The following is a 25,638-nucleotide window of genomic DNA, read 5'->3' on the forward strand; positions in this document are numbered from 1 at the left end:
GGCGGCCGCGGCGCGCGGTACGGGGATCAGGTGCCGGTGATGTGCTCCGGTCGCACGGGCACGCGGGTCAGGGCGAGGCCGGTGGCGGCCCGGATGGCCGCGACGATGGCCGGCGTGGAGGAGATCGTGGGCGGCTCGCCGACGCCCCGCACACCGTACGGCGCGTTCGGGTCCGCGAGCTCCAGCACGTCGATGCTCATCGGCGGCATGTCGAGCACGGTCGGGATGAGGTAGTCGGTGAACGACGGGTTGCGCACCTTGCCGCCCTCGACCTGGATCTCCTCCATCACGGCGAGCCCGAGGCCCTGCGCCGAGCCGCCCTGGATCTGGCCGAGCACGGCCTGCGGGTTGAGCGCCTTGCCGACGTCCTGCGCGCAGTCCAGCTCGACCACCTTCACCAGGCCCAGCTCCACGTCCACGTCCACCACGGCGCGGTGGGCCGCGAACCCGTACTGCACGTGGGCGTTGCCCTGTCCGGTCTCGGGGTCGATCGGCTCGGTGGCGCGGTGCCGCCACTCCACGGTCTCGTCGACCACGTCGTCGCCCAGCAGCCCGGCCAGGTCCACGTCGGCCAGGTCACGGCCGCCGGCGAGCTTGGTCAGCTTCTCCCGCACGGCGGCGCACGCGGCCTTCACCGCGCCACCGGTGACGTAGGTCTGGCGGGAGGCGGACGTGGAGCCGCCGTTGCCGATGCTGGTGTCCATCGGCAGGATCGTCACCCGCTCCACGCCCAGCTCGGTGCGCACGATCTGCTGCATGATCGTGACCAGGCCCTGGCCGACCTCGGCCGCCGCCGTGTGCGCCAACGCGGCCGGCTCGCCGTTGATGACCTGCAACCGGACGCGGGCGGTCGAGTAGTCGTCGTAGCCCTCGGAGAAGCAGATGTTCTTGATGCCCACGGCGTAGCCGACACCGCGCACCACGCCTTCGCCGTGCGTGGTGTTGGAGACGCCGCCCGGCATGTCCCGCAGGTCGACCGCGTTCGCCGGGGGCGGCATCGGCTTGTCCCGCACCAGCTTGAGCAGTTGCGCGACGGGTGCGGCCGAGTCGACCACCTGGCCGGTCGGCATGACCGAGCCCTCGCTCATCGCGTTGACGATCCGCACGTCGACCGGGTCCATGCCCAGCGCCTCGGCGAGCTTGTCCATCTGCGACTCGTAGGCGAATCCGGCCTGCACCGCGCCGAACCCGCGCATCGCGCCGCACGGCGGGTTGTTCGTGTAGACGCCCCAGCAGTCGACGGTCACGTTGTCCACGTCGTAGGGGCCGACGCCGAGCGTGGCGGCGTTCGCCACCACCGCGGACGTGCTGGAGGCGTACGCGCCGCCGTCGAGGTGGATCCGCGCCTTGACGTACACGAGCTTGCCGGTGCGGTCCGCGCCGTGCTCGTAGTGCAGCACCGCGGGGTGCCGGTGCACGTGGCCGTAGAACGACTCCTCGCGGTTGTAGACCATCTTGGTGGGCTTGCCGGTGTGCACGGCCAGCAGGCAGGCGTGCACCTGCATGGACAGGTCCTCGCGCCCGCCGAACGCGCCGCCGACCCCGGACAGCGTCAGCCGCACCCTCTCCAGCGGCAGGCCCAGGGCCGCCGCGACCTGGCTCTGGTCGACGTGCAGCCACTGGGTCGCGATGTAGAGGTCGACGCCGCCGTCCTCGGCGGGCACGGCCAGCCCGGACTCGGGGCCGAGGAACGCCTGGTCCTGCATGCCGACCTCGTACCGGCCGGTGACGACGACCTCGGCTCGCGCGTGCTGGTCGCCCCGCCGCACGGGCACGTGCCGCACGAGGTTCCCGCCGGGGTGCAGCGGCGTGGCGTCGACCGCAGTCTCCATGTCCACGACCGGGGTGAGCACCTCGTACTCGACCTTGATGCGCTTCATGGCGCGTTGCGCGGTCTCAGGGTGGTCCGCGCCGACCAGGGCGACCGGTTCGCCCTGGTAGCGCACGACGTCCTCGGCGAGCACGGGCTGGTCCTGGTGCTCCAACCCGTACCGGTTCCGGCCGGGCACGTCCTGGTGCGTGAGCACGGCGTACACGCCCGGCACCCGCAACGCCTCGGTCAGGTCGACGGAGACGATCCGCGCGTACGGGTGCGGGCTGCGCAGGGTCGCGCCCCAGATCATGTCCTCGTGCCACAGGTCCGAGGCGTAGGCGAACTCGCCGCGGACCTTGAGGTTCCCGTCGGGCCGCTGCGCGCTGGAACCGATGCCACCGGCCACGGCGGAGGTCAGTTCGGCGGGGGTGAGGCTCATCGCGTCCCCTTCAGTCGCTCGGCGGCGGCGCGCAGGTCGCGCGCGAGGTCGGTTTCGGAGGCGGTGCGCAGCTCGCCGTCGTCCACCACGGTCCGGCCGCCGACCAGCAGGAGCTTGAGCGTCGGCTGCGGACCCAGGACCAGGGCGGCCACCGGGTCGTCGATGCCCGCGTGGTCGAGCCCGTCGAGCCGCCACACGGCCAGGTCGGCGAGCTTGCCCGGCTCGATCGAGCCGATCTCGCCGTCACGGCCGAGGCAGCGCGCGCCGCCCATCGTGCCCAGCCACAGCGCCTGCCGGACGTCCAGCGCCTTGGGTCCCCCGCGCTGCCTGGCCTGCAACAGGGCTTGGCGCAGCTCCTCGACCAGTCCGCCGGACTCGTTGGACGCCGCGCCGTCCACGCCGAGGCCGACCGGTGCGCCCGCGTCGAGCAGGTCGCGAACCGGGGCGATGCCGGTGCCCAGCCGGCCGTTGGAGGTGGGGCAGTGCGCGCTGCCGGTGCCGGTCGCGCCCAGCCGCTTCACCGCGTCGGGTGACAGGTGCACGGTGTGCGCCAGCCACACGTCGTCACCGAGCCAGCCGAGGCGTTCGGCGTACTCGGTGGGCGTGCAGCCGTTCTCGGCCTGGCACTGGTCCTCCTCGTCCACCGTCTCGGCGAGGTGGGTGTGCAGCCGGACGCCCCGGGCGCGGGCCAGTTCCGCCGCGCCGGTCATCAGCTCGGCGCTGACGGAGAACGGCGAGCACGGCCCGACGGCCACCCGGACCAGCGCGTCCGGGCGGGTGTCGTGGTGGTCGGCGATGGCCTGTTCGGTGGCCTGGAGCGCGGCTTCGGTGTCCTCGACCAGGTTGTCCGGCGGGAGGCCGCCGTGCGACCGGCCGCGGTCCATCGAGCCGCGGATGGCGTGCAGGCGGATGCCGACGCGTTCGCCGGCCTCGACCAGGGCGGCGAACTGGTCGCCTCCCTCGCGGGGGTGGACGTAGTGGTGGTCGGCGGCGGTCGTGCAGCCGGTGGTCGCGAGCTTCGCCAGCCCGGCGGAGGCGGCCGCGTGCGTGATCCCGGCGTCCAGGCCGCGCCACACCGGGTAGAGCGTGGTCAGCCACTCGAACAGGGTGGCGTCCTGCGCGATGCCCCGGGTGGCCCACTGGTAGAGGTGGTGGTGGGTGTTGACCAGACCGGGCGTGACCAGGCAGCCGCTGCCGTCGACCCACGTGTGGGGGCCGGTCGGCCGGGGTGCCTGGCCGGGCCCGACGGCCGTGATCCGGCCGTTCTCGATGACGACGTGGCCGAACGCGTGCTCGGTGCCCGCGGCGTCCACCGTGGCCACCGCGACGCCGTCGAGGACGGTCGGTGTCATCGGGTCGCGCCCTCCGGGTCCGCCTTGCGGGTGGCGGCCAGGCGCACGGCGTCGAGGATCTTCTCGTAGCCCGTGCAGCGGCACAGGTTCCCGGCCAGCGCCTCCCGGATCTCCGGGTCGCTCGGCCGCGGCACCCGGTCGAGCAGGTCGTGCGCGGCGACCACGAGACCGGGGGTGCAGAAACCGCACTGCACCGCGCCGGCCTCCACGAACGCCTCCTGGACGGGGTCGAGCCGGTCGCCGTCGGCCAACCCCTCCACCGTCCGAACCTCGCGGTCCTGCACCTGGCCCGCGGCCACCAGACAGGAGCACACCGGCGTGTTGTCCAGGTACACCGTGCACGAGCCGCACTCGCCCTGCTCACAGGCGTTCTTCGAACCGGGCAGGCCGAGTCGCTCGCGCAGCAGGAACAGCAGGCTCTCGCCCTCCCACACGTCGTCGGCCTGCCGCGGCTCGCCGTTCACCGTCACGTTCACGCGCATGGTCAGGCCACCTTCTCGGCGTAGTCGCGCCAGGCCCAGTCGAGCGTGCGGCGGGCCAGCACGGCGAGGGCGTGCTTGCGGTACGCGGCCGAACCGCGCACGTCGTCGATGGGGCTCGCGGCCTGCGCCACGAGGTCGCCGAACCGCCGCTTCACCGAGTCGAGCAGCGGTTTCGGCGACTCCCACTGGTCGGTGGAGGTCAGTTCGGCGGACAGGAACTCCTCGGCGGCGCTCGCCCGGCGCGGCGTGGGCGCGGCACTGCCGACCGCCGCCCCGACCCGCTGCCGCACGGGGTGCAGCGCGACGGCGAACGAGCACACCGCGATGACCATGGCGTTGCGCGTGCCGACCTTGGCGAACTGCTGCGGGGCCCCGGTGGCAGGCACGCGGACCGCCGTGATCAGCTCGTCCGGCTCCAGCGCGTTGCGCTTGACACCCAGGTAGAACCCGGTGGCCGGGATGAGCCGGGTGCCCCTGGTCGAGGCGACCTCCACGGTGGCGTCCGCGGCGAGCAGCACGGGGTGCGTGTCACCGGCGGGTGAGGCGGCGCCCAGGTTGCCGCCGACCGTGCCGCGGTTGCGGATCTGCGGCGAGCCGACCGTGCGGGACGCCATCGCCAACCCGGGCAGGCGCTCGCCCAGCTCGTCGATGATCCGGGTGTAGGGGACGCCGGCGCCGATGCGCACCGCGTCGCCGTCCACGTCCCAGGAGCGCAGTTCGGCGATCCGGGTCAGGTCGAGCAGGGCGGGTGGGCGGCGGTGGTCGAAGTTCAGCTCCACCATCACGTCCGTGCCGCCCGCGATGGGCACGACGTCCGGGCGCTGCGCCTTCAGGGCCAACGCCTCGGCGAGGGTGTCGGGACGGAGGAAATCCATCGGCTACCTCGGTGGGTGGGGTGCGCGGTGTGTGGGCCAGTACACAGACGGGGGACGGTGATCGGCTACGGCGGAGCCCATGAATCCCAGGCTCCTACGGCGAGAGGATTTGTGCTTTCCTACAAACACGATCGGACGATGGTAAATCGGGAAAGTGACGCCGAGGAGGCGCCTGTGTTGCTGGTTCGGAGCCTGCTCGGGATGCCGGAACTCCGCCTGCGCCTGGTGAGCGGCACCGACTCCGTGGACAGGCCGGTGACCAGGCTCTACGGCACCGAGTTGCCCGATCCGGCCCGCTACCTGTCCGGTGGCGAGCTGGTGCTCACCGGGCTGTTGTGGCACCGCACCGCCGCCGATTGTGAAAAGTTCGTCGCTTCCTTGGCGGCGGCCGGGGTCGCGGCGTTGGCGGCCAGTTCGCCCGATGCCGCCGGTGCATTGCCCGGAGCGCTGGTGGAGGCGTGCGAACGGCACGGCGTGCCGCTGTTGGAGGTACCGGTCGACCTGTCGTTCGCGGCCATCACCGAACGGGTGGTGCTGGAGCTGGCGGCCGAACGGGTCGGCGACGCGGGCGTGCTGCTGGGCCGGCACCGGCGGCTGCTGACCGTGGTCGCCGACGGCGGTGGGTTGTCCGAGCTGGTGGCGGCCGGCGCGGCGGAGCTGGACGCGCCCTGCTGGGTGCTGGCGTGCACGGGCCGCGTCGTCGCCGGGCCGGACCTGCCGGAGGCGACGGCGTTCGTGCGGGAGTTCCTGCGGGCCGACCGGCTGCCCAAGGTCGTGCGCGGCACGACGCTGCTTCCGGTGTCCGCGCGCGGCGGGGCGCGGCTGACCTCGTGGATCCTCCTGGTGTCCGGCGACCGCACGCACGACGAGGTGGCCGCCGAGCTGGCCAGCCTCGTCGGCGTGGAGCGGGCGCGGGTCGTGCAGGGCAGGGAGATCGAGAACCGCGCGGCCGGGCCCCTGCTGCGGCAGGTGTTCGCCGGTGGCGACGTCGCCGCGCGGATCGCGGCGGTCGGGTGGGACCCGGACGCGCCGCTCCGGGTGTTGGCGGCGTCGGTGTCGAACGGACAGGCCGAGCAGGCCGTGGCGCTGGTGGAGGAGGTGCTGGCGTCGGTCACCTCGACGTTCCTGGTGGCCGCCGTGGGCGGCGAGGTGTACGCGCTGGCGCCGTCCGGGTCGTGGACCGAAGGGGTGCGCTCGGCGTTGCGGGCACTGGAACCGGGGTTGCGCTCGGCCCGGGTGCTGGTCGGCATCTCCTCACCGGTCGGGCACACGGGGCTGCGCGGTGCGGCGGAGGAGGCGTCGCACGCCCGGCGGCTGGGAGAACGGCGGACCGGCCGCACGTGCGTGGTGGCGGGGGAGGAGATCGCGCTGCACCAACTGCTGCTGGCCGGTGTGCCGGAGGAGCTGCGCCGCTCCCTGCGCCGGAGGCTGCTGGGCCCGGTGCTGGACTACGACGCCGAGCACGGCTCGGACCTCGTCGGCACGCTGCGGGTGTTCCTGGACTGCTCGGGCTCGTGGACGGCCGCCGCCGCCCGCCTGCACGTCCACGTGAACACCCTGCGGTACCGGGTGGGGCGCGTGGAGGACCTGCTCGGCGTGGACCTCTCGGAGTTCACCGAACGGGTGGACCTGTACCTGGCCCTGCAGGCAGGGTGAGACCGGACCCACCGGCGGTCCTGCTCGACGACCCCCGGTCGCGCCGTTGCGGCTGAACGCGGCCACAGGTCGAAGCCGATGATCCCAGGCCGACCGCGAACCACAGCCAGGTGAACGGCCGGTCGAGCGGGAAGTTCGCCAGGCCGAAGACCGGGATCGCCGCGCCGACCACGGCCCCGAAGACCGCCATCGGCCCGGCCGGGCGGACGCGTGCCGTCGAAGACCTCCCCGGTCGGCGGTTCGCGTCCCCGGGGGTACCGCGTGATCCACGCGGGAAACGCGCGGAGGGTGCCACCCCCGACCAGCCGCCGCGCAGGCCGGGGGTGGCGGTCTCCTCACCTCACCCGCTGCCCCGGATCGTCGTCATTCCCGGCACCGGCGGCCGGAGTTCACGCACTGCACCAACCGGTTCATGATCTCCTCGGACATCACGTTGGCGAAGTCGTCGTGGTCGGAGAACGGGTTGTGCTCCTCCTGGGGGAAGGCGTCGACGGCGTACTGCCCGGCCACCTGCACGTCCCGCGGGATGTCGTAGGTCAGGCTGATCCGCAGTTGCGGCACGGCTTTGAAGCCGCGCGGGCACTTGCCGTTCCCGTCCGGGTAGACGATGTGGTCGCGGTGGTTGGCGCTGTCGGTGTTCCTGCCGTCCCAGCAGCTCGCGAAGTCGTGGATGCGCTTGACCTTGCTGCCCTGCGGGCAGATCGGGTACTTGTCGATCAGCACCTTGTCCTCGAACCCGGTGCACGTCCACGACTTGCGGGCGTTCTTCGGGCCGTTCGTGGAGACCTTGGCGTCGCCGTACAACACGCGCAGGAACTGCGGCATCGGCTCGACCTTGCCGACGGGGCTGCCGCGGAAGGTGATGTCCACGACCTCGGGGCGCTGGATCTCGCCCTCGTTGCCGGGCAGTTCGTTCTCGTCACTGGCGCTCTTGCCGTCACCCTTCTCCGGCGCGTCCGCCTCGGCTTCCCGAGCCGCCTCGGCGACCTTGGCGTCGTCGCCGTCGCCGTCCTTCACCGTGCACGGCGCGAGCCTCCTGAGCCCGCGCGGCCGTTCGGCGACCCGGTCGATGGCCTGCGCGATGCGGTCGAGGGACGCGGTCCGCTTGTCCCGCAACGGCCGGAGCACGGCGTTGTTGACGAAGTTCGGGTCCTCGACGTTCGCCGCGGCCTTCAGCTTGGTGTTCGCCCCCGCGATCTGGTCCTTCATCGCCTGGAGGTTGCGGTCCACCTCCGCCTTGGCCTGACGCGGCACGGTGCGCAGCTTGCGCCGCACGTCGGGGCACTCGACCTCGGCGCCGGCGGGCTGACCGGGTTCCCCGTCCTCGTTCTCGCGGTCGATCCGGACCACGGGCCAGAAGTAGGCGGACTTGTCGCCGTTCTTGCAGGTGGTGTCGGCTTCGAGCAGGCTCTCGTTCGTGGAGTCGGCGTCGGTCGACACGTTGCCCACGTAGTCGTGCAGGTGTTCCGCGCCGTTGCGGACCCCCGGCTGCGCGATGAAGTTGTCCGGGTTGAAGTGGCCGTTCTCGTTGCGGCCGCAGTCCACGGTGAACGTGCCGGTGCTCGCGCCGCGCTGTGGCCGAGGGGCGCGCACGTTGCGCTGCTGCTTCGTGATGTCGACGAACAGGGAGATGTCGGCCCCGTCCGCCTGGGCGGTCCCCTGATCGCCGGTGGTGCTGATCGCGACGGCCAGGCCGATCGTGAGCGCCAACCCGGTCACGCCGGCAGTCAGCTTCGTGCGCCGGGAGAAGCGGTGCCGCCCCTGGTTTCGCATCATGGATGTGTCACCTCGTCGTAGGTACGCGCATGTGTGCGTTCAACCCCGACCGCCGGTGGGCGGTGGACACAGTGGCATACGTACCGCGCCCAGTCCGCGACCTGACCGTTACCTTTTCGTTATCTCGACTCGACCCCTATCTTGCGCATCGAACCGACCGCGCACGGGTAGGCACTGATCGCCTCGGTGAACCCGTCACCGGTGCCGCGTCGTCGAGTGCGAGCCGGTCGGTGCTGAGGGCTTCCGTCCGGGTCGGTATCCACGGCTGTGAACGACCCTGTCGGTTCGCTGTCGAGGCTTCACCTCCGGCTGATCGCCGGGAAACACTCCGGGGCGTCTCACGAGCAAGTGCTCACGAGCCGAGAAGGAGTGGTCATGCATCGCACACTCGGTGTGCTGGCCGCAGTGGTGCTGGGGGCTTCCCTCGTCACCGCCGCGCCCGCCGCCGCAGCGCAAGCGCACCCGTTCCCCACCCAGTTCCCCCTGCCCGACGGGTTCCTGCCCGAAGGCATCGCGATCGGCGCGGCGCCCACGGCGTACTTCGGGTCGCGGGCCGATGGGGACCTGTTCCGCGTCGACCTCCGCACCGGGCGCGGTGAGGTGTTCAGCCAGGGGCCCGGTACGGCGTCGGTCGGGGTGAAGGTCGATCGGCGCAAGAGGGTGTTCGTGGCCGGTGGCGGGGGTGGTGACGGGCGGGTGGTCGACGCCCGGAGCGGAGCGGTCCTCAAGTCTTACCGGTTCGCTTCGGACGCGAACACATTCGTCAACGACGTGGTGATCACCGACGACGCGGCGTACTTCACCGACTCGCGGAAGGCGGTGCTGTATCGCGTCGCGTTCGGTCGGCACGGCGCGTTGCCGGAGTCGCACACCGAGATTCCCCTCTCCGGCGACTTCGTCCTCACGCCGGGTGTCAACAACGCCAACGGCATCGCGGAGACGCCCGACGGCAAAGCGCTGGTGATCGTCCAGAGCAACACCGGGCAACTGCACCGGGTCGACCCGCGGACCGGCGTGACGGCCGTCGTCGACCTCGGCGGCGAGGTGCTGACCAACGGCGACGGGCTCCTGGTCGAGGGCCGCACGCTCTACGTCGTGCAGAACCGGCTGAACACCCTGGCCGTGTTTTCCCTGGCCAGGGATGGTTCGAGCGGTCGGCTCGTGACCAAGGTCACCGATCCGCGGTTCGACGTGCCGACCACGGTCGCGTCGTTCGCGGGACGGCTCTACCTGCCCAACGCCCGCTTCACCACACCGCCCACGCCCACGACGACGTACGACGCCGTTTCGGTGCCGAAGCCGTGAAACGCGGGGGGCCGGTGGCGAGAAGTTCACATCGGCCCCCTGTTCGGGGCATCACTCGACTGGGTAACCTCATCGTCGCGTCGCGCAAGTGATCGCTGTCTCTTCGTAATAATGATCTTCGAGTGTTACCGTTCCGTCGCCGATCAGGTGAAGAAGAGGCAGCGTTCCTAGTGCTGCGCCTGACCAGGCAACGGACGAGGCTGCGGAGCGCTGTGAAGCAGAAGAGCACCACGGAGACGAACTACAAGACGATCCGTTCACGACTCACCGGTGTCGTCGTCGTCCCCAGCATCGTCCTTCTCATCATGTGGGCGCTGTTCTCGTCGTACACCCTGTTCGACGGCTTCTACCTCCGCGCGGTCGCCTCCGGCGTGAAGGACGCGTCGATCCCGGCGGTCCAGACGTTCGCCTCGCTGCAGAAGGAGCGCGAGCTCAGCATGACCGCGCTGAGCCAGCCCGACCGCGGCACCAGCGACCTCGAGGTGCAGCAGGCGGAGACCGACCGCGCGGTCGAGGGGATGCGCGCGGCGTTCGACGAGCTGGCGTCCCAGGCGCCGCAGGAGATCGTCGACAAGATCAACGCGCTGAACGTGCTGCTGGACCAGCTGCCCCAGCGCCGGTCGGCGCTCGACGCGGGCCGCGCGTCCAAGAGCGAGATCTACACGTACTACAACAGCCTCCTCGACGCCGGTGACGCGCTGTTCAGCGTGCAGGCCCGCGTGGTGCCCGACCACGAGTCGGTCAAGGGCGCCATCATCTCCACCGAGGCCTTCAAGGCCGCCGACTGGATGTCCCGCGCGACCTCGCTCGCGTCGAGCGCCCTGGCCGCCGGGTCGTTCACGCCCGAGGAGCACATCGAGTTCGCCAACCTCGTCGGCGCCTACCACTCGTCCTACGACTCGATCGCCCCCTACGCACGCCCCGAGGTGCGCGAGCACTACCAGTTCATGATCGAGGGCGACCAGTGGAAGCGGCTGGTCGAGTTCGAGGGCAGGCTGATCCAGAACGGCCCGAAGCCGTCCAACGCCGGGTCGCTGCAGGAGTGGCAGAACGTCAGCGGCCCCATCTCCGACGAGCTGGTCGCGCTGGTCAGCGAGCAGGCGTCCGGCGCGGTCAGCGTCACCATGGCCCGCGGCGAGAGCAAGTTCCGCACCGTGCTGATCGGCAGCCTGGTCGCGCTGCTCGCCGTGATCATCGGCATCCTGATCGCGATCCGCACGTCGAACCGCCTGGTCAACCGGGCCCTGATCACGCGCCTGGCCGCGTTGAAGAAGGACTCGCTGACCCTGGCGCACGAGCGGCTGCCCGACATCGTCGACCGGCTCCGCGAGGGCAAGCACGTCGACGTGGAGGTCGAGGTGCCGCCGCTGGACTACGGCAGCGACGAGATCGGCCAGGTGGCCGACGCGTTCAACGCCGCCCAGTACACCGCCGTCGCCGCGGCCGTGAAGGAGAGCCAGGCGCGTGAGGGCGTGAACCGGGTCTTCCTCGACATCGCGCACCGCAACCAGGGCCTGGTGCACCGCCAGCTGAAGATCCTGGACAAGCTGGAGCGCGAGGAGGAGAACCCCGAGCAGCTCGACGCGCTGTTCCAGCTCGACCACCTCGCCACCCGCGCCCGCCGCAACGCCGAGAACCTGATCATCCTCGCGGGCGAGCAGCCCGGCAGGCAGTGGCGCAAGCCCGTGCGCCTGCTCGACGTGCTGCGCGCCGCGGTCGCCGAGACCGAGCAGTACGTCCGGGTCAAGGTCAACCCGGTGCCCGACACCGCGCTGGTCGGCGCGGCCGTCGCCGACACCATCCACCTGATCGCCGAGCTGGTGGACAACGCCACCGCGTTCTCCTCGCCCCGGTCGCAGGTGCAGGTGCACGCCAGCGAGGTGCCGCAGGGCATCGTGGTGGAGATCGAGGACCACGGCCTGGGCATCAACCCCGAGGACCGCGAGCAGCACAACGCGATGCTGGCCGACCCGCCGGAGTTCGACGCGATGCGCCTGCGCGGCGAGTCGCGGCTCGGCCTGTTCGTCGTCGCCCGGCTGGCCGCCCGGCGCGGCATCCACGTCGAGCTGCGCGACTCGCCCTACGGGGGCACGCTGGCGCTCGTCCTGATCCCGTCCGCCATCGTCGCGGGCCCCACCACGGCGACGGAGCCCGCCGAGACTCGGCAGCTCCCCCGCCGCACCTTCCACGACATCCCGGAGCAGGGCGACGACTCAGTGCGAGACGCCAGGTTTCCCGACAGTTCCCGAGACCTGGAGGGGTTCTGGGCCCAGGCCGAGGCCGCGGCCAACGAACATCCCCTTCCAGAGGTCGAACGACTGAGCGGCGGGCTGGACCTGTCGCAGCGCAGCGGCGAGCTCGAGCTGCCGCAACGCAGCGGTGAGCTGGAGCTGCCGCAGCGGAAGCGGGCCACCTCGGAGTGGCCCGCCGAAGATCCGGGTTCGGCCGCCACCGCCGCCGACCGACCCGAACTGCCACGCCGGCGCCGCCAGCAGAACCTGGCGCCGCAGTTGGTGCGCAACGATTTCCACCCTTCGCCCGAACCGCTCCCCGAGGTCGATTCCGAGAAGTCCGCCGAGAGGGTCCGCAAGGGCCTGTCGGCGTTCCAACGGGGCACACGCGACGCCCGTCGGACACCCGACGACCTCGAACCCTGATCAGCAGTGGCCGGACGACTGGAAACCGGAAAGGCAACCCGATGAACGACATGACCAGCCAGCACAACGAACTGAACTGGTTGTTGGAGGACCTGGTCGGCCGGGTGGTCGGAGCTCGGCACGCGGTGGTCCTCTCGGCCGACGGTCTGCTGCTGGGCCGCTCGCCCGGGTTGTCGAAGGACGACTCGGACCACCTGTCGGCGATGGCGTCGGCGTTCCAGAGCCTGGCCCGCGGCACGGGACGGCACTTCGGCGGCGGCGCCGTGCGGCAGACCATCGTCGAGATGGAGCACGCCTACCTCTTCGTCACCGCGGCCGGTCACGGCGCCTGCCTGGCCGTCCTGGGCGAAGAGGACTCCGACATGGGCATGATCGCCTACGAGATGAACATGCTGGTCAAGCGGGTCGGCACGTACCTGTCGTCGGCGCCGCGCGGTACGACCGCGGCGAGCCTGCCCGCCGCCCGAAGGTCGTCCTGATGGCCGGCCGCGAGGACTGGTGGTACGACGAGGCCGCGGGCCCGCTGGTCCGCCCGTACGCGATGGTGCGCGGCCGGACCCGGCCGCTGCGACCGGAGCTGCACCTGGTGACCCAGGTGCGCGCGATGCCGTCGCCGTCGGACCCGGACGCGTTGTCGGTCGAGCACATGGAGATCATGGAGCTGTGCCGGCGACCGCTGTCCGTGGCCGAGGTGGCCGCGTACCTCGACGTGCCGCTGGTGGTCGTCAAGGTGCTGTTGAGCGACCTCATCCAACGCGGTGACGTCGTGATCCGAGACCCCTCCCGAGTCCCGCAAGTGCCGGACCGGAACCTGCTCCAAGCGGTGTTGGATGGTGTCCGTGGAATCTGAGCGGCCGGGTGGGGAACTGCTCGTACCCACCCCAGTGAAGATCGTCATCGCCGGCGGCTTCGGCACCGGGAAGACGACGATGGTCAACTCGGTCAGCGAGATACCGCCGCTGCACACCGAGGAGCTGCTCACCGAGGCCGGTGTCGGCGTCGACGACGTGCTGGGCCTGGAGTCGAAGGAGACGACCACGGTCGCGCTCGACTTCGGCCGCATCACCATCAACCCCGAGGTGGTGCTGTACCTGTTCGGCACGCCTGGCCAGAACCGGTTCTGGTTCATGTGGGACGAGCTGGCCTACGGGGCCATCGGCGCGGTGATCCTGGTCGACACGCGCCGGTTGGACAGCAGCTTCCCGTCGATCGACTTCTTCGAGCGGCGCGGCATCCCGTTCATCATCGCGGTGAACTGCTTCGAGGGCGCGCACAGCTACGAGGTCGACGAGGTGCGGCGGGCGCTGGACGTGGACGCCGCCATCCCGCTCGTGCTGTGCGACGCGCGGGACCGCGAGTCCGCCAAGACCGTGCTGGTGAGCCTGATCCAGCACACCATGGACCGGCTGGACGCCATGGCGTGAGGCGGCGGGTGACCGGGGTCCGGTCACCCGCCCCGGCTACACCACCGGTTCGAGCCGGCAGTTGAAGTGCCGCAGCAGCTTCGGCACGTGCGTCAACCGGTACCCCGGCACCCGTTCCGGGTCCTTCGCGATCTCCGCCAACGTCTCGCCGACGTACTCCAGGTGGCTCTGGGTGTACACCCGGCGGGGGATGGCGAGGCGGACCAGCTCGTACGGCGCGGGCTTGAGCAGCTCGCCCTCGTCGTCCAGCTCGCCGAGGTACAGCGAGCCCAGCTCCGCGCACCGGATGCCGCCCGCCAGGTACAGCTCGGTGGCCAGCGCGAACCCCGGGAACCGGCTCGGCGGCAGGTGCCGCAGCAGGCGCCCGGCGTTGAGGTACACCGCGTGCACGCCGGTCGGCCGCACGCTGTCCACGCCCGCGGCCCGGGCCAGCTCCGCCACGTACGCCGTCGCGTCGGCCCGCGCCCGCAGGTACTCCGGGTCGGTGACCTCCTGCAGCCCCTGCGCCAGCATCTCCAGGTCGCGACCGGACAGGCCGCCGTAGGTGCGGAAGCCCTCGGTCGCGATCAGCAGCAGCTCGCACCGGGCGGCCAGCTCGGGGTCGCGGACCGCGAGCAACCCCCCCATGTGGACGATGCCGTCCTTCTTCAGGCTCGCCACGCACCCGTCGGCCAACCGGAACGCCTCCTGCGCGACCTGCCGCGGGGTGTGGTTCTCGTAACCGGGCTCCCGCTGCGTGACCAGCCACGCGTTCTCGGCGAACCGCGCCGCGTCGAGGAAGAGCGGCACGCCGTGGCGGCGGGCGATCTCACCCGCGGCCTTGATGTTCGCCATCGACACCGGCTGCCCGCCGCCACCGTTGTTGGTGATGGTGAGCAGCACGAAGGCGACGTCCCGCGGCCCGGACAGGATGGTCTCCAGCGCGTCCAGGTCGATGTCGCCCTTGAACGGCGCGTCGTCGTCGAGGTCCTCGGCGGCGCGGCACGGCAGGTCGACGGCCGTGCCGCCGAGGATCTCGACGTTCGCCCTGGTGGTGTCGAAGTGCGTGTTGCTGACGCTGACCTGGCCCGGCTTGAGCAGCGCGGTGAACAGGATCCGCTCGGCCGCGCGCCCCTGGTGGACGGGGAAGGCGTGCGGGTAGCCGGTCAGGTCCTGCACCGCGTCGTGGAACCGGTAGTAGGAGCGCGCGCCCGCATAGGTCTCGTCACCGCGCAGGCCCGCCGCCTGCTGCTCGGCCGACAGGGCGCCGGTGCCCGAGTCGCTGAGCAGGTCGATGGTCACGTCGGTGCCGGCGAGGTTGAACGGGTTGTACCCGGCGGCGGCCAGCGCCCGCTCGCGGTGCGCGCGCGTGGTGATCGGGATGGGCTCCACGACCTTGATGCGGTACGGCTCCATCGTGGGCATGGGTGGCTCCTAGCCTGCCAGGCTGATCGAACGGGGTGAGGCCACGTCGTAGGCCTCGGACGAGAGGTAGACCGTGATGCCGGGTCGCGGCCTGCCCATGCGCAGCGACACGTGGGCGATCAGGCCGACTCCCTCGTCCAGCGGCCGTCGGGCGATGGTGCGCAGCGCGCTGTCGAACGGCGTCGGGTCGAGGTCGTACTTGGCCATCACCGCGAGCACCCGGCGGCGGGCTTCCTCGTCGTCGGCCACGTAGTCCCGGATCGGCACGTACAGGGAATAACCGCTCGGCGCGTCGGCGTCGCCGTCCAGGAACGTGTAGCTGGAAATCAGGGGGCGCTTGTCGAACGTTCCGGTGTTGCCGCCGGTGAGCAGGCAGAAATCGGGCAGCCTGTCCACATCGACCCCGCGCGCGGCCTTCGCGGCACGCGTGACGTCCGTTACATCGGCGGCGTGGTGGGAGATGTAGACCTTCACCCGGGCGCGCCGTTGTTCGACGAGGTCGAGCGCGAAGAAGGAATACCTGTCCAGTCCCGGTCGGGTCACCGCGTGCGCCCGCAGCGCCGGGAAACCGGCGGCGAAACCGGTCCGGTCGAGCCCGGCCCGGACCAACTCCTCGGCGGCGGCTTCGCCCCGTACTTCAGGGTTGAAGTACACCTTCACCGCAGGCGCCTCGTCGGGCCGGAACACCAACGAGTACCAGAACGTGAAATCACGTTCCGGGTGGGCCGGCAGGAACAGGTCCTTGACCGCGTCGAAACGACGGGTGTCGAGGGTGCCGCGGCGCTTCATCCGGTCCAGCGCGGCGAGCGCCTCGGCCGTGTTGGCGGCACGGGAAGGCCTGGTCGCGGTGGGTTCGACGATGGTGCGGAGAACCGGTGCCTCGCCCGCGGCGAACGCCGTGGAGAACTCCACCGGGGTGTGGTCGTCGGCCACGTCCGAGGGCCAGGCCGGGCTGGTGGAAACCGGCCGGAGACCGCCGGGCCCGAGCGCGTCCGCGAGCAGTCCCACGGATTTGACGGGGTTCTCCGTGATGCCCAGAGAATGCAGCAGGGCGCTGAGCTGGCGACCCGTGAAATCGCGTATGGCTACTTTTTGAGGGTCCAAGGCGGGGTTCTCCTCGTGGGGGGCGAGTCGAAAGTTACGCTAGGCGAAGCAATCTTGTCCACCAGGCGGCCGTAGCGTGACGTAGGGCACTCTAAAGGCTGGTCACAGGTCCTGTCGATCAGTAGTCACCAGGGCCGGCACGGTAATCAAGACTACTCCGAACGGCCTCTTGACGAGGGTGCCGTCAGTCTTTCGCACTAATCACGCGCAGCAGTTCGATGACGGATCGTGGTATTTTGCCCCGACCTTCGCCCGAGGTACGGTCGGTCGTTTGCCGGCTAATGCAGTCCACCATTCAAGACGTTGGTGTTAATTGTTCGTGCCGTCCTTCGCGTGGCGCCGGTGGTCGCGCTGTGGTAAAGCGGCCCGGATACGCGAACGGGGCCGCCGACCACTCGGGTCGACGGCCCCGCGAACGCCCGGTCCGGGCGCGGCGTCGGTGTCAGGACGCGTAGTTGTGGAACCCGCGCCCGCTCTTCTTGCCCAGCAGCCCCGCGTCCACCATGCGCAGCAGCAACGGCGGCGGCGAGTACAGCGGCTCCTTGAACTCCTCGTACATCGACTCGGCGATGGCCTTGGTGGTGTCCAGGCCGATCAGGTCGGTCAGGCGCAGCGGACCCATCGGGTGCGCGCAGCCGAGCACCATGCCGTTGTCGATGTCCTCGGCGCTGGCGAACCCCGACTCCAGCATCCGGATCGCGGACAGCAGGTAGGGGATCAGCAGGGCGTTGACCACGAACCCGGCGCGGTCCTGCGAGCGGATGACCTCCTTGTGCAGCACCCCGGTCACGAACGCCTCGGCCCTGGCCTTGGTCTTGTCGCCGGTCAGCAGCGACGGCACCAGCTCCACCAGCTTGAGCACCGGCACCGGGTTGAAGAAGTGCACGCCGATGACCTGCTCGGGGCGACCGGTGGCCATGCCGAGCTTCATGATCGGGATCGAGGAGGTGTTGGACGCGAAGATCGCGTCCGGGTCCACGACGACCTTGTCCAGCGCCGCGAACACCTCGGTCTTGACCTGCTCGTTCTCCGCGACGGCTTCCACGACCAGGTTCCGGTCGGCGAAGTCGGCGAGGTCGGTGGTGAACCGCAGGCGCTCCAGTGCGGCGTCCCGGTCCTCGGCGGACAGCTTGCCGCTGCGCACACCCCGGCCGAGCGACGAGGCGATCCGCCCGCGCGCGGCCTCGGTGGCCTCCGGGCTGACCTCGGACACCAGCACGTCCAGCCCGGCCCGCGCGCAGACCTCGGCGATGCCGGAGCCCATCAGGCCCGATCCCACCACTCCAACACGTTGAATGTCACTCACGCCCCGATCCTGCCAGGGGCGTCACGGCGGGGCACATCCCGACTGTGGTTTTCCCCAGCAGACCGGGTGGCGCTCCTCATGGTCGGCCGCCGCGCCGCCTCCTAGCGTGGCCCTCGTGATGATCAACACTGCGATCGCCGGCGTGCTGCTGGCCGTGACCGGCACCTTTCCCGCGCTGGACGGGTGGGTGCGGCAGGGGTGGGCCTCCGGCGCGCTGCTGACCGTCGAGGACTCCGCCGGGGTCCGGGCGGACGCGGCGGGTGAGGCGTCGGTCGGCGGCCACTTCCGGATCGGCAGCGCCACCAAGACGTTCGTCGCCACGGTCGTGCTGCAACTCGTGGACGAGGGCAAGGTCCGGCTGGACGATCCCGCGGACCGGTACGTCACCGGCGTGCCCCGCGGCCTCAACGGCGACCGGCCCACCGTGCGCCAGGTGCTCAACCACACCAGCGGCCTGTACGACTACGCGCACGAGGAGGGCTACTCGACCAACCGGTGGCGCGGTGCGGACCGGTTCCGCACCTACCGGCCGCAAGAGCTGCTGGACGTGGCGTTCGCCCACCCGTCCCACTTCGACCCCGGGAAGGGGTGGCGCTACTCGAACACCAACTACATCGTCGCCGGGATGCTGATCGAGCGCGTGACCGGCCGGACGTACGGCGACGAGGTGCGCTCCCGCATCCTGCGCCCGCTCCGCCTCGCGCACACGGTCGTGCCGGGGTCGTGGCCCGGCCTGCCGCACCCCCACGCCCGCGGCTACAGCGAGGTGGACGGGCGACTCGTCGACGCGACGCTGATGAACCCGACCCTGGACTGGGCGGCGGGCGAGATGATCTCCACCGCCGGGGACCTGAACCGGTTCTTCGACGCGCTGCTGAGCGGCCGGTTGACGAGCGCGGCGTCCCTCGACGCCATGCGGCGGACCGTGGCGACGAACACGATCTTCGCCTACGGACTGGGCCTGCAGCGGTTCGACCTGCCGTGCGGCCGTTCGGTGTGGGGTCACGGCGGTGAGCTGATCGGCTACCGCACCTACGCCACGCGGGCCGACGACGGCAGGCGGGCGACCCTGTCCTACAACCCCCTGCCCGCCGACGTGCCGGCGGAGGAGGTCATCGGGCTGTTCGCCTCGGTCTACTGCTGACGCCCGCCCGGAGGTTCGCACCCGTCGGCGACGGCGGGTGCGAACCCGGCGGCGGGGTCAGCCCGTGACGCCGAACTCCTGCGTCCAGTAGATCTTGTTGCTGCCGTCGGCGGTGTGGGCCACGCCGAGGTCGCGCAGTTCGCAGTTCACGATGTTGGCCCGGTGGCTCTCGCTGTTCATCCACGCGCTCACGACCTCCTCCGCGGTGCCCTGGCCGGCGGCGATGTTCTCCGCCATCAGCCGGAAGTGATACCCCGCATCGGTGACGCGTTGCGCCGCTGTGCTGCCGTCCGAGCCGGTATGGCTGAAGTTGCCGGTGCGTGCCATGTCGTCGCTGTGCCGCTTGGCCGCTGCCGCGAGCTGAGCGTTGGTGGTGAGGGCCGGGCAGCCCACGGCGGAGCGTTCCCCGTTTGTCAGAGCCAAAACCCGGTCTTCGAGAGTGGGTGCGGCGAGCGCCGGGGCGGCCGTGGACAGCAGTGCCGCGATGGCCGCCGCGGCGGTGAACGCGCTGCGCTTCATGATCGTTCTCCTCCTCGTGGGCGGGACCTCTGTTGTCAAGGGGTTCCCACTCGCGAGAAGACTTGTATTCCACGATCGGTGGAACCGTGATGACGGCGAGTCAACCGGTTCCGGACTGTTGCCGGTCGGTCAGTCCTTCAGCTCCTGCTCGGCCTGGGCGATGGCGGCGAACTCCTCCTCCGGCGCGGCGGCCACCAGGTGGTGCCTGCTGTAGAACCAGAAGTAGGCCAACGCCACCACGACGATGCCCGCGGTGATGCCGGCGGCCAGTTCGTCCACGAAGAACGTCGCCACGACCGCCGCCACCGCGAGCACCAGCGCCACCCCGGTGGTGACGACGCCGCCCGGCGTCCGGTACGGCCGCGCCAACCCCGGCTCGCGCACGCGCAGCACGATGTGCGACACCATCATCAGCACGTACGACAGCGCCGCGCCGAACACCGCGACGTTGATCAGGGTCGCACCGCTCTTCAGGATCGCGGCCAGCACGAACCCGATCGTGCCGGGCACGATGAGCGCCAGGTACGGCGTCCTGCGCTTGCCGGTCCTCGACAGCCAGCGCGGCAGGTAACCGGCCCGGGACAGCGCGAACAGCTGCCGCGAGTACGCGAAGATGATCGAGAAGAACGACGCCACGAGCCCGGCCAGGCCCACGTAGTTCACGACCTGCGCCAGCGCGTTGTCGCCGCCGTACGCCGCGCGCACCGCCTCGGGCAGCGGGTTGCCCGACGACATCAACGCCGCCGAGCCCGCGCCGCCGGGCGCGAACACCAGGATCGCCGCCGCGAACACCAGCAGCACCAGCATCGCCCCGATGATCCCGCGCGGCATGTCCTTCTTCGGGTCGCGCGCCTCTTCCGCCGCCAGCGGCACTCCCTCGACCGCGAGGAAGAACCAGATCGCGTACACCAGTGCGCCCAGCGCGCCGGTCACCCCGAACGGCAGGAAGCTCCCGTCCCCGATGTCGAACAGCTTGGCGGAGTCGAACCGCGGCACCATCCCGACCACGAACGCGACCAGCGCGACCACCGCGACCCCGGTGATCACGAACATCAGTCGCAACGCCTCGCCGACGCCGTACAGGTGCACGCCCACGAAGATCGCGTAGCAGACCAGGTAGACCGGCCACGAGCTGGTGAGCCCGAACAGCCCGAGCGCCTGCACGTAGTCGCCGATGAACACCACGATCGCGGCGGGCGCGATGGCGTACTCGACCAGGATCGCGACGCCCGTGGCGAAACCGCCCAGCGGTCCGAGCGCCCGGCGCGCGAAGCCGTACCCGGCGCCCGCGACCGGCAGCGCCGCGGCCAGCTCGGCCAGGCCGAACACCATGCACGTGTACATGGCGCCCATGAGGATCGTCGCGACCAGCAGGCCGCCCCAGCCGCCCTGGGCGAGGCCGAAGTTCCACCCGGCGAAGTCGCCGGAGATGACGTACGAGACCCCGAGCCCCGCCAACAGCACCCAGCCCGCCGCACCCCGCTTGAGCTGCCGGTGCTCCAGGTAGTCGCTGCCCACCTTCTCGTACTCGACGTGCTTCGCCATCTGCGCTCCCTAATGGGTCAGACGCGCTCCTTTGCACGGAGAGTGGCGTGGATCACCTGATGGTGTCAACAGGGATGAGGCGGAGCGGGCCTCTCGGCGAGTAGCCCAACCGGACGAACGCCGGGTGCACGGCCCTGGTGACCGCGATGCGGAGCGAGTTGTGGATCGGGGAGTACCGGCGCACCGGCACGAAGTGACCCCGCCAGTCCGGCGAGAAGAAGATCAGCGCGCGCACGGCCGAACGGATCCCGCCGTCCCCCGCGTAAGCGGGCAGCGGGGGCGGCGTCCACTCCTCACCGTTGTCCCGCGGGTTCCGCGACGCGTGGGCGCCCACCGTCCCGGCCGCTGCGATGCGGAACCGCTCGTACGCCTCGCGGTCCATCGTCACGACGAGGATGAGCCGTTCCGGCGGCAGTACGCGCATCGCTTCCGCCAGCTCCCACAGCGTGCCCGGGCCCCAGCCGAGCACGAGCACCACGTGCCGCGGATGAACTCCCGCACCGGAGCCTGCCACTCCTCGAGCGGGAGGTAGACCCGCCACGCGCCGATGTGCGGCATCACCTCGCCGGGTCTGCCGACCGTCACCATGGTCGCGTCTGTCGGCGACAACGCGTCGATCAGCAACTCCTCCTCCGACATCTCCACGACGAAGAGGCTCCGCAGCGCACGCTTGATCGGCGAGAACCGCTGCACGCCGGAGAGTCGGCGGTCCTCGTCGAACGTCCTCAGGTAGAGGCCGTAGTCCACGCCGGTGAGGTCGCGCGGCTTCCGCACGGTCCCGGTCATCAGCCGTTTGGACGCGGCGAACAGGGAGTTGCCCTTCCGGAGCAGGAGCAGGCCGCACCACAGCACGCCGACCTGCACCGCGGATCGCCAGGTGAACTCGCCTTCCAGGACGCCGCCGGAGTGCGGCAGCGTGCGGAGCTCCCGCACCAGGGCCAGGAAGACCAACGCGAACGCGATCGCGCCCGACGCAACGCTGACCCACCCCAACCGCCGGTTGACCAGGAAGAAGTTGTTGCCGTGGCTGACGACGTTCCACGTCGCGCGCAGGCACACCACCTCGAGGATGATCATCCAGGTGTTCTGCCTGGTCAGAGACTCCGCGGTGATCGGCGGCTCGGTGAGCCCGAGGAGGAGTGCCAAGGCGGTCAGCACGAACACCGTGGCGACGAGAGTGGCCAACGTCCCGCCCCACACGTACGAGCGCCCCAGGGCCGCGGCGGGGTTCGGCGCCAGCTTCGCCTGCATCGACTGCCACGCGCGCGTGTCCACCCGACCCTCCTCCGGTGAGCCGCCGTGCTGTGGACCGTAGCGAGTCGGGGCCTCGCGCGAGACCGCTACCCGGGTTGGGTCGGGTCCCGAATCGGGTGTGGCGGCCTTCACTCGAAGGTGTCAGGATGAAACGTCCAATGGCTCGCTGTCATACCTTTGGAGGTACTGCGGATGCTCGCCGTGGAGGAGTTGCGCGTGCTCGTGGACGCCGGGGAGGTCGACACGGTGTTGGTCGCCGTGGTCGACATGCAGGGCCGTCTCCAGGGCAAGCGCTGCGCCGCGCGCTACTTCGTGGACGAGGTCCTGCCGCACGCCGCCGAGGGCTGCAACTACCTGCTGGCCGTGGACGTGGAGATGAACACCGTCGGCGGCTACGCCATGTCGTCGTGGGACAGCGGCTACGGCGACTTCGTGATGAAGCCGGACCTGTCCACGCTGCGCCGCGTCCCCTGGCACGAGGGCACCGCGCTGGTCATGTGCGACCTGGTCTGGGAGGACGGCGGGCCGGTGGTGGCCTCGCCGCGCCAGATCCTCAAGCGCCAGCTCGACCGGCTCGCCGAACGGGGCCTGAGCGCGTTCGTCGGCACCGAGCTGGAGTTCATCGTCTTCGACGACACCTACGAGGACGCCTGGAACCGCGGGTACCGCGGCCTCACGCCCGCCAACCAGTACAACGTCGACTACTCGCTGCTGGGCACGGCGCGGATCGAGCCGCTGCTGCGCGCCATCCGCAACCACATGGCGGGCGCGGGCATGGTGGTCGAGTCGGCCAAGGGCGAGTGCAACCCCGGCCAGCACGAGATCGCGTTCCGCTACACCGAGGCGCTGGCGACCTGCGACAACCACAGCATCTACAAGACCGGCGCCAAGGAGATCGCGGCGCAGCACGGCAAGTCGATCACGTTCATGGCGAAGTACAACGAGCGCGAGGGCAGCTCCTGCCACATCCACCTGAGCCTGCGCTCGGCGGGCGGCGAGCCGGTGTTCGCCGAGGGCCGGGGCCGGTCGCGGCTCATGGACCACTTCATGGCGGGTCAGTTGGCGGCGCTGCGCGAGCTCACCTGCTTCCTGGCGCCGAACATCAACTCGTACAAGCGGTTCGCGCAGGGCAGCTTCGCGCCGACCGCGGTGGCGTGGGGCAGGGACAACCGGACGTGCGCGGTGCGCGTGGTCGGGCACGGCCAGTCGCTGCGGTTCGAGAACCGGGTGCCCGGCGCGGACGTGAACCCGTACCTGGCGGTCGCCGCGCTGATCGCGGCCGGCCTGCACGGCGTGGACAACGAGCTGCCGCTGGAGGAGGAGTTCGTCGGCAACGCCTACGCCTCCGGCAAGCCGACCGTGCCCACGACGCTGCGCGACGCCGCGTCCCTGCTGTCCCGCAGCGAAGTCGCGCGCGAGGCGTTCGGGCAGGACGTGGTCGAGCACTACCTCAACGCGGCCCGGGTGGAGCTGGCCGCGTTCGACTCGGCGGTGACGGACTGGGAGCGCATCCGTGGTTTCGAACGGCTCTAGGGCGCGGCCGCTGATCGGCGTCAGCACCTACCTGGAACGCGCGCGGTTCGGCGTCTGGGACGTGGAAGCGGCCGTGCTGCACCGCGACTACCTCGACTCGGTGGTGCGCGCGGGCGGCAACCCGGTGCTGCTGCCGCCGGTCGGCGACTGGGACGCGGACAGCGTCGCGTTCCTCGACGGCCTGGTGCTGGCGGGCGGCGCGGACGTCGACCCCGCGCTGTACGGGCGGCCGCGCGACCCGCGCACGGGACCGGCGCGGCCCGAGCGCGACGCGGTCGAGCTGAGCCTGGCCCGCGCCGCGCTGAAGCTGGACCTGCCGCTGCTGGCCGTGTGCCGGGGCATGCAGGTGCTCAACGTGGCGCTGGGCGGCACGCTGGTCCAGCACGTCGAGGGCCACAACCCGGCGCCCGCGGTGTTCGAGCACACCGGGATCACGGTCGCGCCCGGCTCGGTGCTCGCCTCGGTCGTCGGCCTCGCCACCACCGTGTTCTGCCATCACCACCAGGCGTTGGACGGCCTCGGCGACGGCCTGCGGGTCGTGGCGGGCGCGCCGGACGGCACCGTGGAGGCCGTGGAGCTGCCGGGCGCGCGGTTCGTGCTCGGCGTGCAGTCGCACCCCGAGGCCGACACCGAGGACGACCGCTTGTTCGCCGCGCTTGTGGCCGCCACCCGCGACAGGAGTGTGAAGTGACCACGTTCGACGTCATCAACCCGGCCACCGAGGACGTGGTCCGCTCGGTGCCGCTGGCGACGCTGGAGGAGGCCGACGCGGCGATCGCCCGCGCGTCGGCGGCGCTGCCCGCGTGGCGCGCGGTCGCCCCCGGTGACCGGGCCAGGCTGCTGCGCCGGTTCGCCGAGGCGGTCGACGGCGCGGTGGAGGAGCTGGCCGCGCTGGAGGTGCTCAACGCCGGGCACACCATCGGCAACGCGCGGTGGGAGGCCGGGAACGTCCGCGACGTGCTGCACTACTACTCGGCCGCGCCGGAGCGGCTGTTCGGCAGGCAGATCCCGGTGCCGGGCGGGCTCGACGTGACGTTCCACGAGCCGGTGGGCGTGGTCGGTGTGATCGTGCCGTGGAACTTCCCGATGCCGATCGCCGCGTGGGGCTTCGCGCCCGCGTTGGCGGCGGGCAACACGGTGGTGCTCAAGCCCGCCGAGCTGACGCCGCTGACGGCGCTGCGGTTGGCCGAACTCGCGCTGGAGGCCGGGATCCCGCCGGACGTGTTCCAGGTGCTGCCCGGTGCCGGACCGGTGGTGGGTCGGCGGTTCGTCACGCACCCCGCCGTGCGCAAGGTCGTGTTCACCGGGTCCACCCGGGTCGGCAAGCAAATCATGGCCGGCTGCGCGGAGCAGGTGAAGCGGGTGACGCTGGAGCTGGGCGGCAAGTCGGCCAACATCGTCTTCGCCGACGCCGACCTGGAGCGCGCGGCGGCCACCGCGCCGTACGGGGTGTTCGACAACGCGGGGCAGGACTGCTGCGCGCGGTCGCGCATCCTGGTGCAGGCGTCGGTCTACGACCGGTTCATGGAGTTGCTGGAGCCCGCGGTCAAGGGCGTCGTGGTCGGCGCGCCGGGCGACGAGGCCACCGAGATGGGGCCGCTGATCTCGGCCGCGCACCGGGAGAAGGTCGCGTCCTACGTGCCGTCCGACGCGCCCGTGGCGTTCCGCGGGTCGGCCCCGTCCGGCGCGGGGTTCTGGTTCCCGCCGACGGTGCTCGCGCCCGTCGCGCCCGGTGACCGCGTTGCCGTGGAGGAGGTCTTCGGGCCGGTCGTGGCCGTGCTGCCGTTCGCCGAGGAGGAGGACGCCGTGCGGCTGGCCAACGACAGCGCCTACGGCCTGTCCGGGTCGATCTGGACGCGGGACGTGGGGCGGGCGCTGCGCGTGTCGCGTGCCGTCGAGGCGGGGAACCTGTCGGTCAACTCGCACTCGTCGGTGCGGTACTGGACGCCGTTCGGCGGGTTCAAGCAGTCCGGGCTGGGGCGCGAGCTGGGACCGGACGCCCTCGACTCGTTCACCGAGACCAAGAACGTCTTCATCGCTCACTGATTGG

22 protein-coding genes are annotated in these 25,638 nt (G+C 71.1%); 10 read left to right on the forward strand and 12 right to left on the reverse strand.

Annotated elements, in window-relative coordinates:
* Positions 1–26: 26 nt before the first annotated feature.
* Genes FHX81_RS34890 through FHX81_RS34905 form a run of 4 tightly spaced genes read right to left on the reverse strand, consistent with a single transcriptional unit; the run spans position 27 to position 4,961 of the window.
* Positions 27–2,252: a molybdopterin cofactor-binding domain-containing protein gene (locus FHX81_RS34890; RefSeq protein ID WP_141982753.1), complete on the reverse strand. Its 2,226-nt coding sequence runs from the start codon at positions 2,250–2,252 to the stop codon at positions 27–29.
* The gene (locus FHX81_RS34895; RefSeq protein WP_141982754.1) at positions 2,249–3,604 is read right to left on the reverse strand and encodes an 8-oxoguanine deaminase; all 1,356 of its coding nucleotides are present in this window, start codon (positions 3,602–3,604) and stop codon (positions 2,249–2,251) included. The genes FHX81_RS34890 and FHX81_RS34895 overlap by 4 nt, the downstream gene beginning before the upstream one ends.
* Positions 3,601–4,086, reverse strand: a complete 486-nt coding sequence (locus tag FHX81_RS34900) for a (2Fe-2S)-binding protein (RefSeq protein WP_141982755.1) — start codon at positions 4,084–4,086, stop codon at positions 3,601–3,603. The genes FHX81_RS34895 and FHX81_RS34900 overlap by 4 nt, the downstream gene beginning before the upstream one ends.
* 2 nt (positions 4,087–4,088) lie before the next feature.
* The gene (locus FHX81_RS34905; protein ID WP_141982756.1) at positions 4,089–4,961 is read right to left on the reverse strand and encodes an FAD binding domain-containing protein; all 873 of its coding nucleotides are present in this window, start codon (positions 4,959–4,961) and stop codon (positions 4,089–4,091) included.
* Between the two features lie 174 nt (positions 4,962–5,135).
* On the opposite strand from FHX81_RS34905, the gene FHX81_RS34910 reads away from it, so the two are divergent.
* On the forward strand, positions 5,136–6,617 hold the full coding sequence (locus FHX81_RS34910) for a PucR family transcriptional regulator (RefSeq protein ID WP_141982757.1): 1,482 nt from the start codon (positions 5,136–5,138) through the stop codon (positions 6,615–6,617).
* Positions 6,618–6,980: 363 nt separating this feature from the next.
* On the opposite strand, the gene FHX81_RS34915 is transcribed toward FHX81_RS34910, so the two are convergent.
* Positions 6,981–8,393 carry a DUF1996 domain-containing protein gene (locus tag FHX81_RS34915; protein ID WP_141982758.1) on the reverse strand — a complete coding sequence of 471 codons (1,413 nt, stop codon included), beginning with the start codon at positions 8,391–8,393 and terminating at the stop codon, positions 6,981–6,983.
* A 375-nt stretch (positions 8,394–8,768) separates the two neighbouring features.
* Between FHX81_RS34915 and FHX81_RS34920 the strand changes: the two genes are divergently transcribed.
* The 5 genes from FHX81_RS34920 to FHX81_RS34940 all read left to right on the forward strand — a co-directional run bounded on the left by FHX81_RS34920 (position 8,769) and on the right by FHX81_RS34940 (position 13,779).
* Positions 8,769–9,698 (forward strand): SMP-30/gluconolactonase/LRE family protein, encoded by a 930-nt coding sequence (locus FHX81_RS34920; RefSeq protein WP_141982759.1) that lies wholly within the window; start codon positions 8,769–8,771, stop codon positions 9,696–9,698.
* Between the two features lie 212 nt (positions 9,699–9,910).
* The gene (locus tag FHX81_RS34925; protein WP_141982760.1) at positions 9,911–12,355 is read left to right on the forward strand and encodes a sensor histidine kinase; all 2,445 of its coding nucleotides are present in this window, start codon (positions 9,911–9,913) and stop codon (positions 12,353–12,355) included.
* 41 nt (positions 12,356–12,396) lie between these two features.
* Positions 12,397–12,834 carry a roadblock/LC7 domain-containing protein gene (locus FHX81_RS34930; RefSeq protein ID WP_211363642.1) on the forward strand — a complete coding sequence of 146 codons (438 nt, stop codon included), beginning with the start codon at positions 12,397–12,399 and terminating at the stop codon, positions 12,832–12,834.
* The gene (locus tag FHX81_RS34935; RefSeq protein ID WP_053718070.1) at positions 12,834–13,205 is read left to right on the forward strand and encodes a DUF742 domain-containing protein; all 372 of its coding nucleotides are present in this window, start codon (positions 12,834–12,836) and stop codon (positions 13,203–13,205) included. The genes FHX81_RS34930 and FHX81_RS34935 overlap by 1 nt, the downstream gene beginning before the upstream one ends.
* Positions 13,186–13,779, forward strand: coding sequence for a GTP-binding protein (locus FHX81_RS34940; RefSeq protein WP_053718069.1), 594 nt, complete (start codon positions 13,186–13,188; stop codon positions 13,777–13,779). The genes FHX81_RS34935 and FHX81_RS34940 overlap by 20 nt, the downstream gene beginning before the upstream one ends.
* A gap of 36 nt (positions 13,780–13,815) precedes the next feature.
* Here FHX81_RS34940 and FHX81_RS34945 read toward each other — a convergent pair whose 3' ends face one another.
* The 3 genes from FHX81_RS34945 to FHX81_RS34955 form a co-directional block, all read right to left on the reverse strand.
* Positions 13,816–15,183: a tryptophanase gene (locus tag FHX81_RS34945; RefSeq protein ID WP_141982761.1), complete on the reverse strand. Its 1,368-nt coding sequence runs from the start codon at positions 15,181–15,183 to the stop codon at positions 13,816–13,818.
* Between the two features lie 9 nt (positions 15,184–15,192).
* Positions 15,193–16,191 carry a tryptophan dimethylallyltransferase family protein gene (locus FHX81_RS34950; RefSeq protein ID WP_211363643.1) on the reverse strand — a complete coding sequence of 333 codons (999 nt, stop codon included), beginning with the start codon at positions 16,189–16,191 and terminating at the stop codon, positions 15,193–15,195.
* A gap of 538 nt (positions 16,192–16,729) precedes the next feature.
* A complete protein-coding gene (locus tag FHX81_RS34955; protein ID WP_141982762.1) occupies positions 16,730–17,593 on the reverse strand; it encodes a 3-hydroxybutyryl-CoA dehydrogenase in 864 nt (287 codons plus the stop codon).
* Positions 17,594–17,711: 118 nt separating this feature from the next.
* Here FHX81_RS34955 and FHX81_RS34960 point away from each other — a divergent pair, with 118 nt between their 5' ends.
* Positions 17,712–18,737: a serine hydrolase domain-containing protein gene (locus tag FHX81_RS34960; RefSeq protein WP_141984302.1), complete on the forward strand. Its 1,026-nt coding sequence runs from the start codon at positions 17,712–17,714 to the stop codon at positions 18,735–18,737.
* 57 nt (positions 18,738–18,794) lie between these two features.
* Here the strand turns inward: FHX81_RS34960 and FHX81_RS34965 are convergent, their stop codons facing one another.
* From FHX81_RS34965 to FHX81_RS34980, 4 genes are all read right to left on the reverse strand, one after another.
* Positions 18,795–19,256 (reverse strand): CAP domain-containing protein, encoded by a 462-nt coding sequence (locus FHX81_RS34965; protein WP_141982763.1) that lies wholly within the window; start codon positions 19,254–19,256, stop codon positions 18,795–18,797.
* A gap of 129 nt (positions 19,257–19,385) precedes the next feature.
* A complete protein-coding gene (gene eat, locus FHX81_RS34970; RefSeq protein WP_141982764.1) occupies positions 19,386–20,801 on the reverse strand; it encodes an ethanolamine permease in 1,416 nt (471 codons plus the stop codon).
* Positions 20,802–20,853: 52 nt separating this feature from the next.
* Positions 20,854–21,225 (reverse strand): hypothetical protein, encoded by a 372-nt coding sequence (locus tag FHX81_RS34975; RefSeq protein ID WP_170232285.1) that lies wholly within the window; start codon positions 21,223–21,225, stop codon positions 20,854–20,856.
* Complete coding sequence (locus tag FHX81_RS34980; protein WP_141982766.1) at positions 21,186–22,076, reverse strand: hypothetical protein; 891 nt, start codon at positions 22,074–22,076, stop codon at positions 21,186–21,188. Before FHX81_RS34980 ends, FHX81_RS34975 begins: the two co-directional genes overlap by 40 nt.
* A gap of 171 nt (positions 22,077–22,247) precedes the next feature.
* Between FHX81_RS34980 and FHX81_RS34985 the strand changes: the two genes are divergently transcribed.
* From FHX81_RS34985 to FHX81_RS34995, 3 genes are read left to right on the forward strand one after another with little or no spacing between them, the layout of a single operon-like run.
* Entirely contained in the window at positions 22,248–23,588 is a 1,341-nt protein-coding gene (locus tag FHX81_RS34985) for a glutamine synthetase family protein (protein WP_141982767.1), read from the forward strand.
* On the forward strand, positions 23,569–24,279 hold the full coding sequence (locus FHX81_RS34990) for a gamma-glutamyl-gamma-aminobutyrate hydrolase family protein (RefSeq protein WP_141982768.1): 711 nt from the start codon (positions 23,569–23,571) through the stop codon (positions 24,277–24,279). Before FHX81_RS34985 ends, FHX81_RS34990 begins: the two co-directional genes overlap by 20 nt.
* Entirely contained in the window at positions 24,276–25,634 is a 1,359-nt protein-coding gene (locus FHX81_RS34995; protein ID WP_141982769.1) for an aldehyde dehydrogenase family protein, read from the forward strand. The genes FHX81_RS34990 and FHX81_RS34995 overlap by 4 nt, the downstream gene beginning before the upstream one ends.
* The last annotated feature ends 4 nt before the right edge of the window (positions 25,635–25,638 follow it).

Origin of the sequence: Saccharothrix saharensis (genome assembly GCF_006716745.1) — a bacterium.
Classification (GTDB): Bacteria; Actinomycetota; Actinomycetes; order Mycobacteriales; family Pseudonocardiaceae; genus Actinosynnema; species Actinosynnema saharense.

Excerpts from the sequence above, each read along its gene's own strand:
- FHX81_RS34890 (WP_141982753.1), bottom strand. The coding sequence starts at position 2,252 with ATGAGCCTCACCCCCGCCGAACTGACCTCCGCCGTGGCCGGTGGCATC.
- FHX81_RS34895 (WP_141982754.1), bottom strand. The coding sequence starts at position 3,604 with ATGACACCGACCGTCCTCGACGGCGTCGCGGTGGCCACGGTGGACGCC.
- FHX81_RS34900 (WP_141982755.1), bottom strand. The coding sequence starts at position 4,086 with ATGCGCGTGAACGTGACGGTGAACGGCGAGCCGCGGCAGGCCGACGAC.
- FHX81_RS34905 (WP_141982756.1), bottom strand. The coding sequence starts at position 4,961 with ATGGATTTCCTCCGTCCCGACACCCTCGCCGAGGCGTTGGCCCTGAAG.
- FHX81_RS34915 (WP_141982758.1), bottom strand. The coding sequence starts at position 8,393 with ATGATGCGAAACCAGGGGCGGCACCGCTTCTCCCGGCGCACGAAGCTG.
- FHX81_RS34920 (WP_141982759.1), top strand. The coding sequence starts at position 8,769 with ATGCATCGCACACTCGGTGTGCTGGCCGCAGTGGTGCTGGGGGCTTCC.
- FHX81_RS34930 (WP_211363642.1), top strand. The coding sequence starts at position 12,397 with ATGAACGACATGACCAGCCAGCACAACGAACTGAACTGGTTGTTGGAG.
- FHX81_RS34935 (WP_053718070.1), top strand. The coding sequence starts at position 12,834 with ATGGCCGGCCGCGAGGACTGGTGGTACGACGAGGCCGCGGGCCCGCTG.
- FHX81_RS34940 (WP_053718069.1), top strand. The coding sequence starts at position 13,186 with ATGGTGTCCGTGGAATCTGAGCGGCCGGGTGGGGAACTGCTCGTACCC.
- FHX81_RS34945 (WP_141982761.1), bottom strand. The coding sequence starts at position 15,183 with ATGCCCACGATGGAGCCGTACCGCATCAAGGTCGTGGAGCCCATCCCG.
- FHX81_RS34960 (WP_141984302.1), top strand. The coding sequence starts at position 17,712 with ATGATCAACACTGCGATCGCCGGCGTGCTGCTGGCCGTGACCGGCACC.
- FHX81_RS34965 (WP_141982763.1), bottom strand. The coding sequence starts at position 19,256 with ATGAAGCGCAGCGCGTTCACCGCCGCGGCGGCCATCGCGGCACTGCTG.
- eat (WP_141982764.1), bottom strand. The coding sequence starts at position 20,801 with ATGGCGAAGCACGTCGAGTACGAGAAGGTGGGCAGCGACTACCTGGAG.
- FHX81_RS34975 (WP_170232285.1), bottom strand. The coding sequence starts at position 21,225 with ATGCGCGTACTGCCGCCGGAACGGCTCATCCTCGTCGTGACGATGGAC.
- FHX81_RS34985 (WP_141982767.1), top strand. The coding sequence starts at position 22,248 with ATGCTCGCCGTGGAGGAGTTGCGCGTGCTCGTGGACGCCGGGGAGGTC.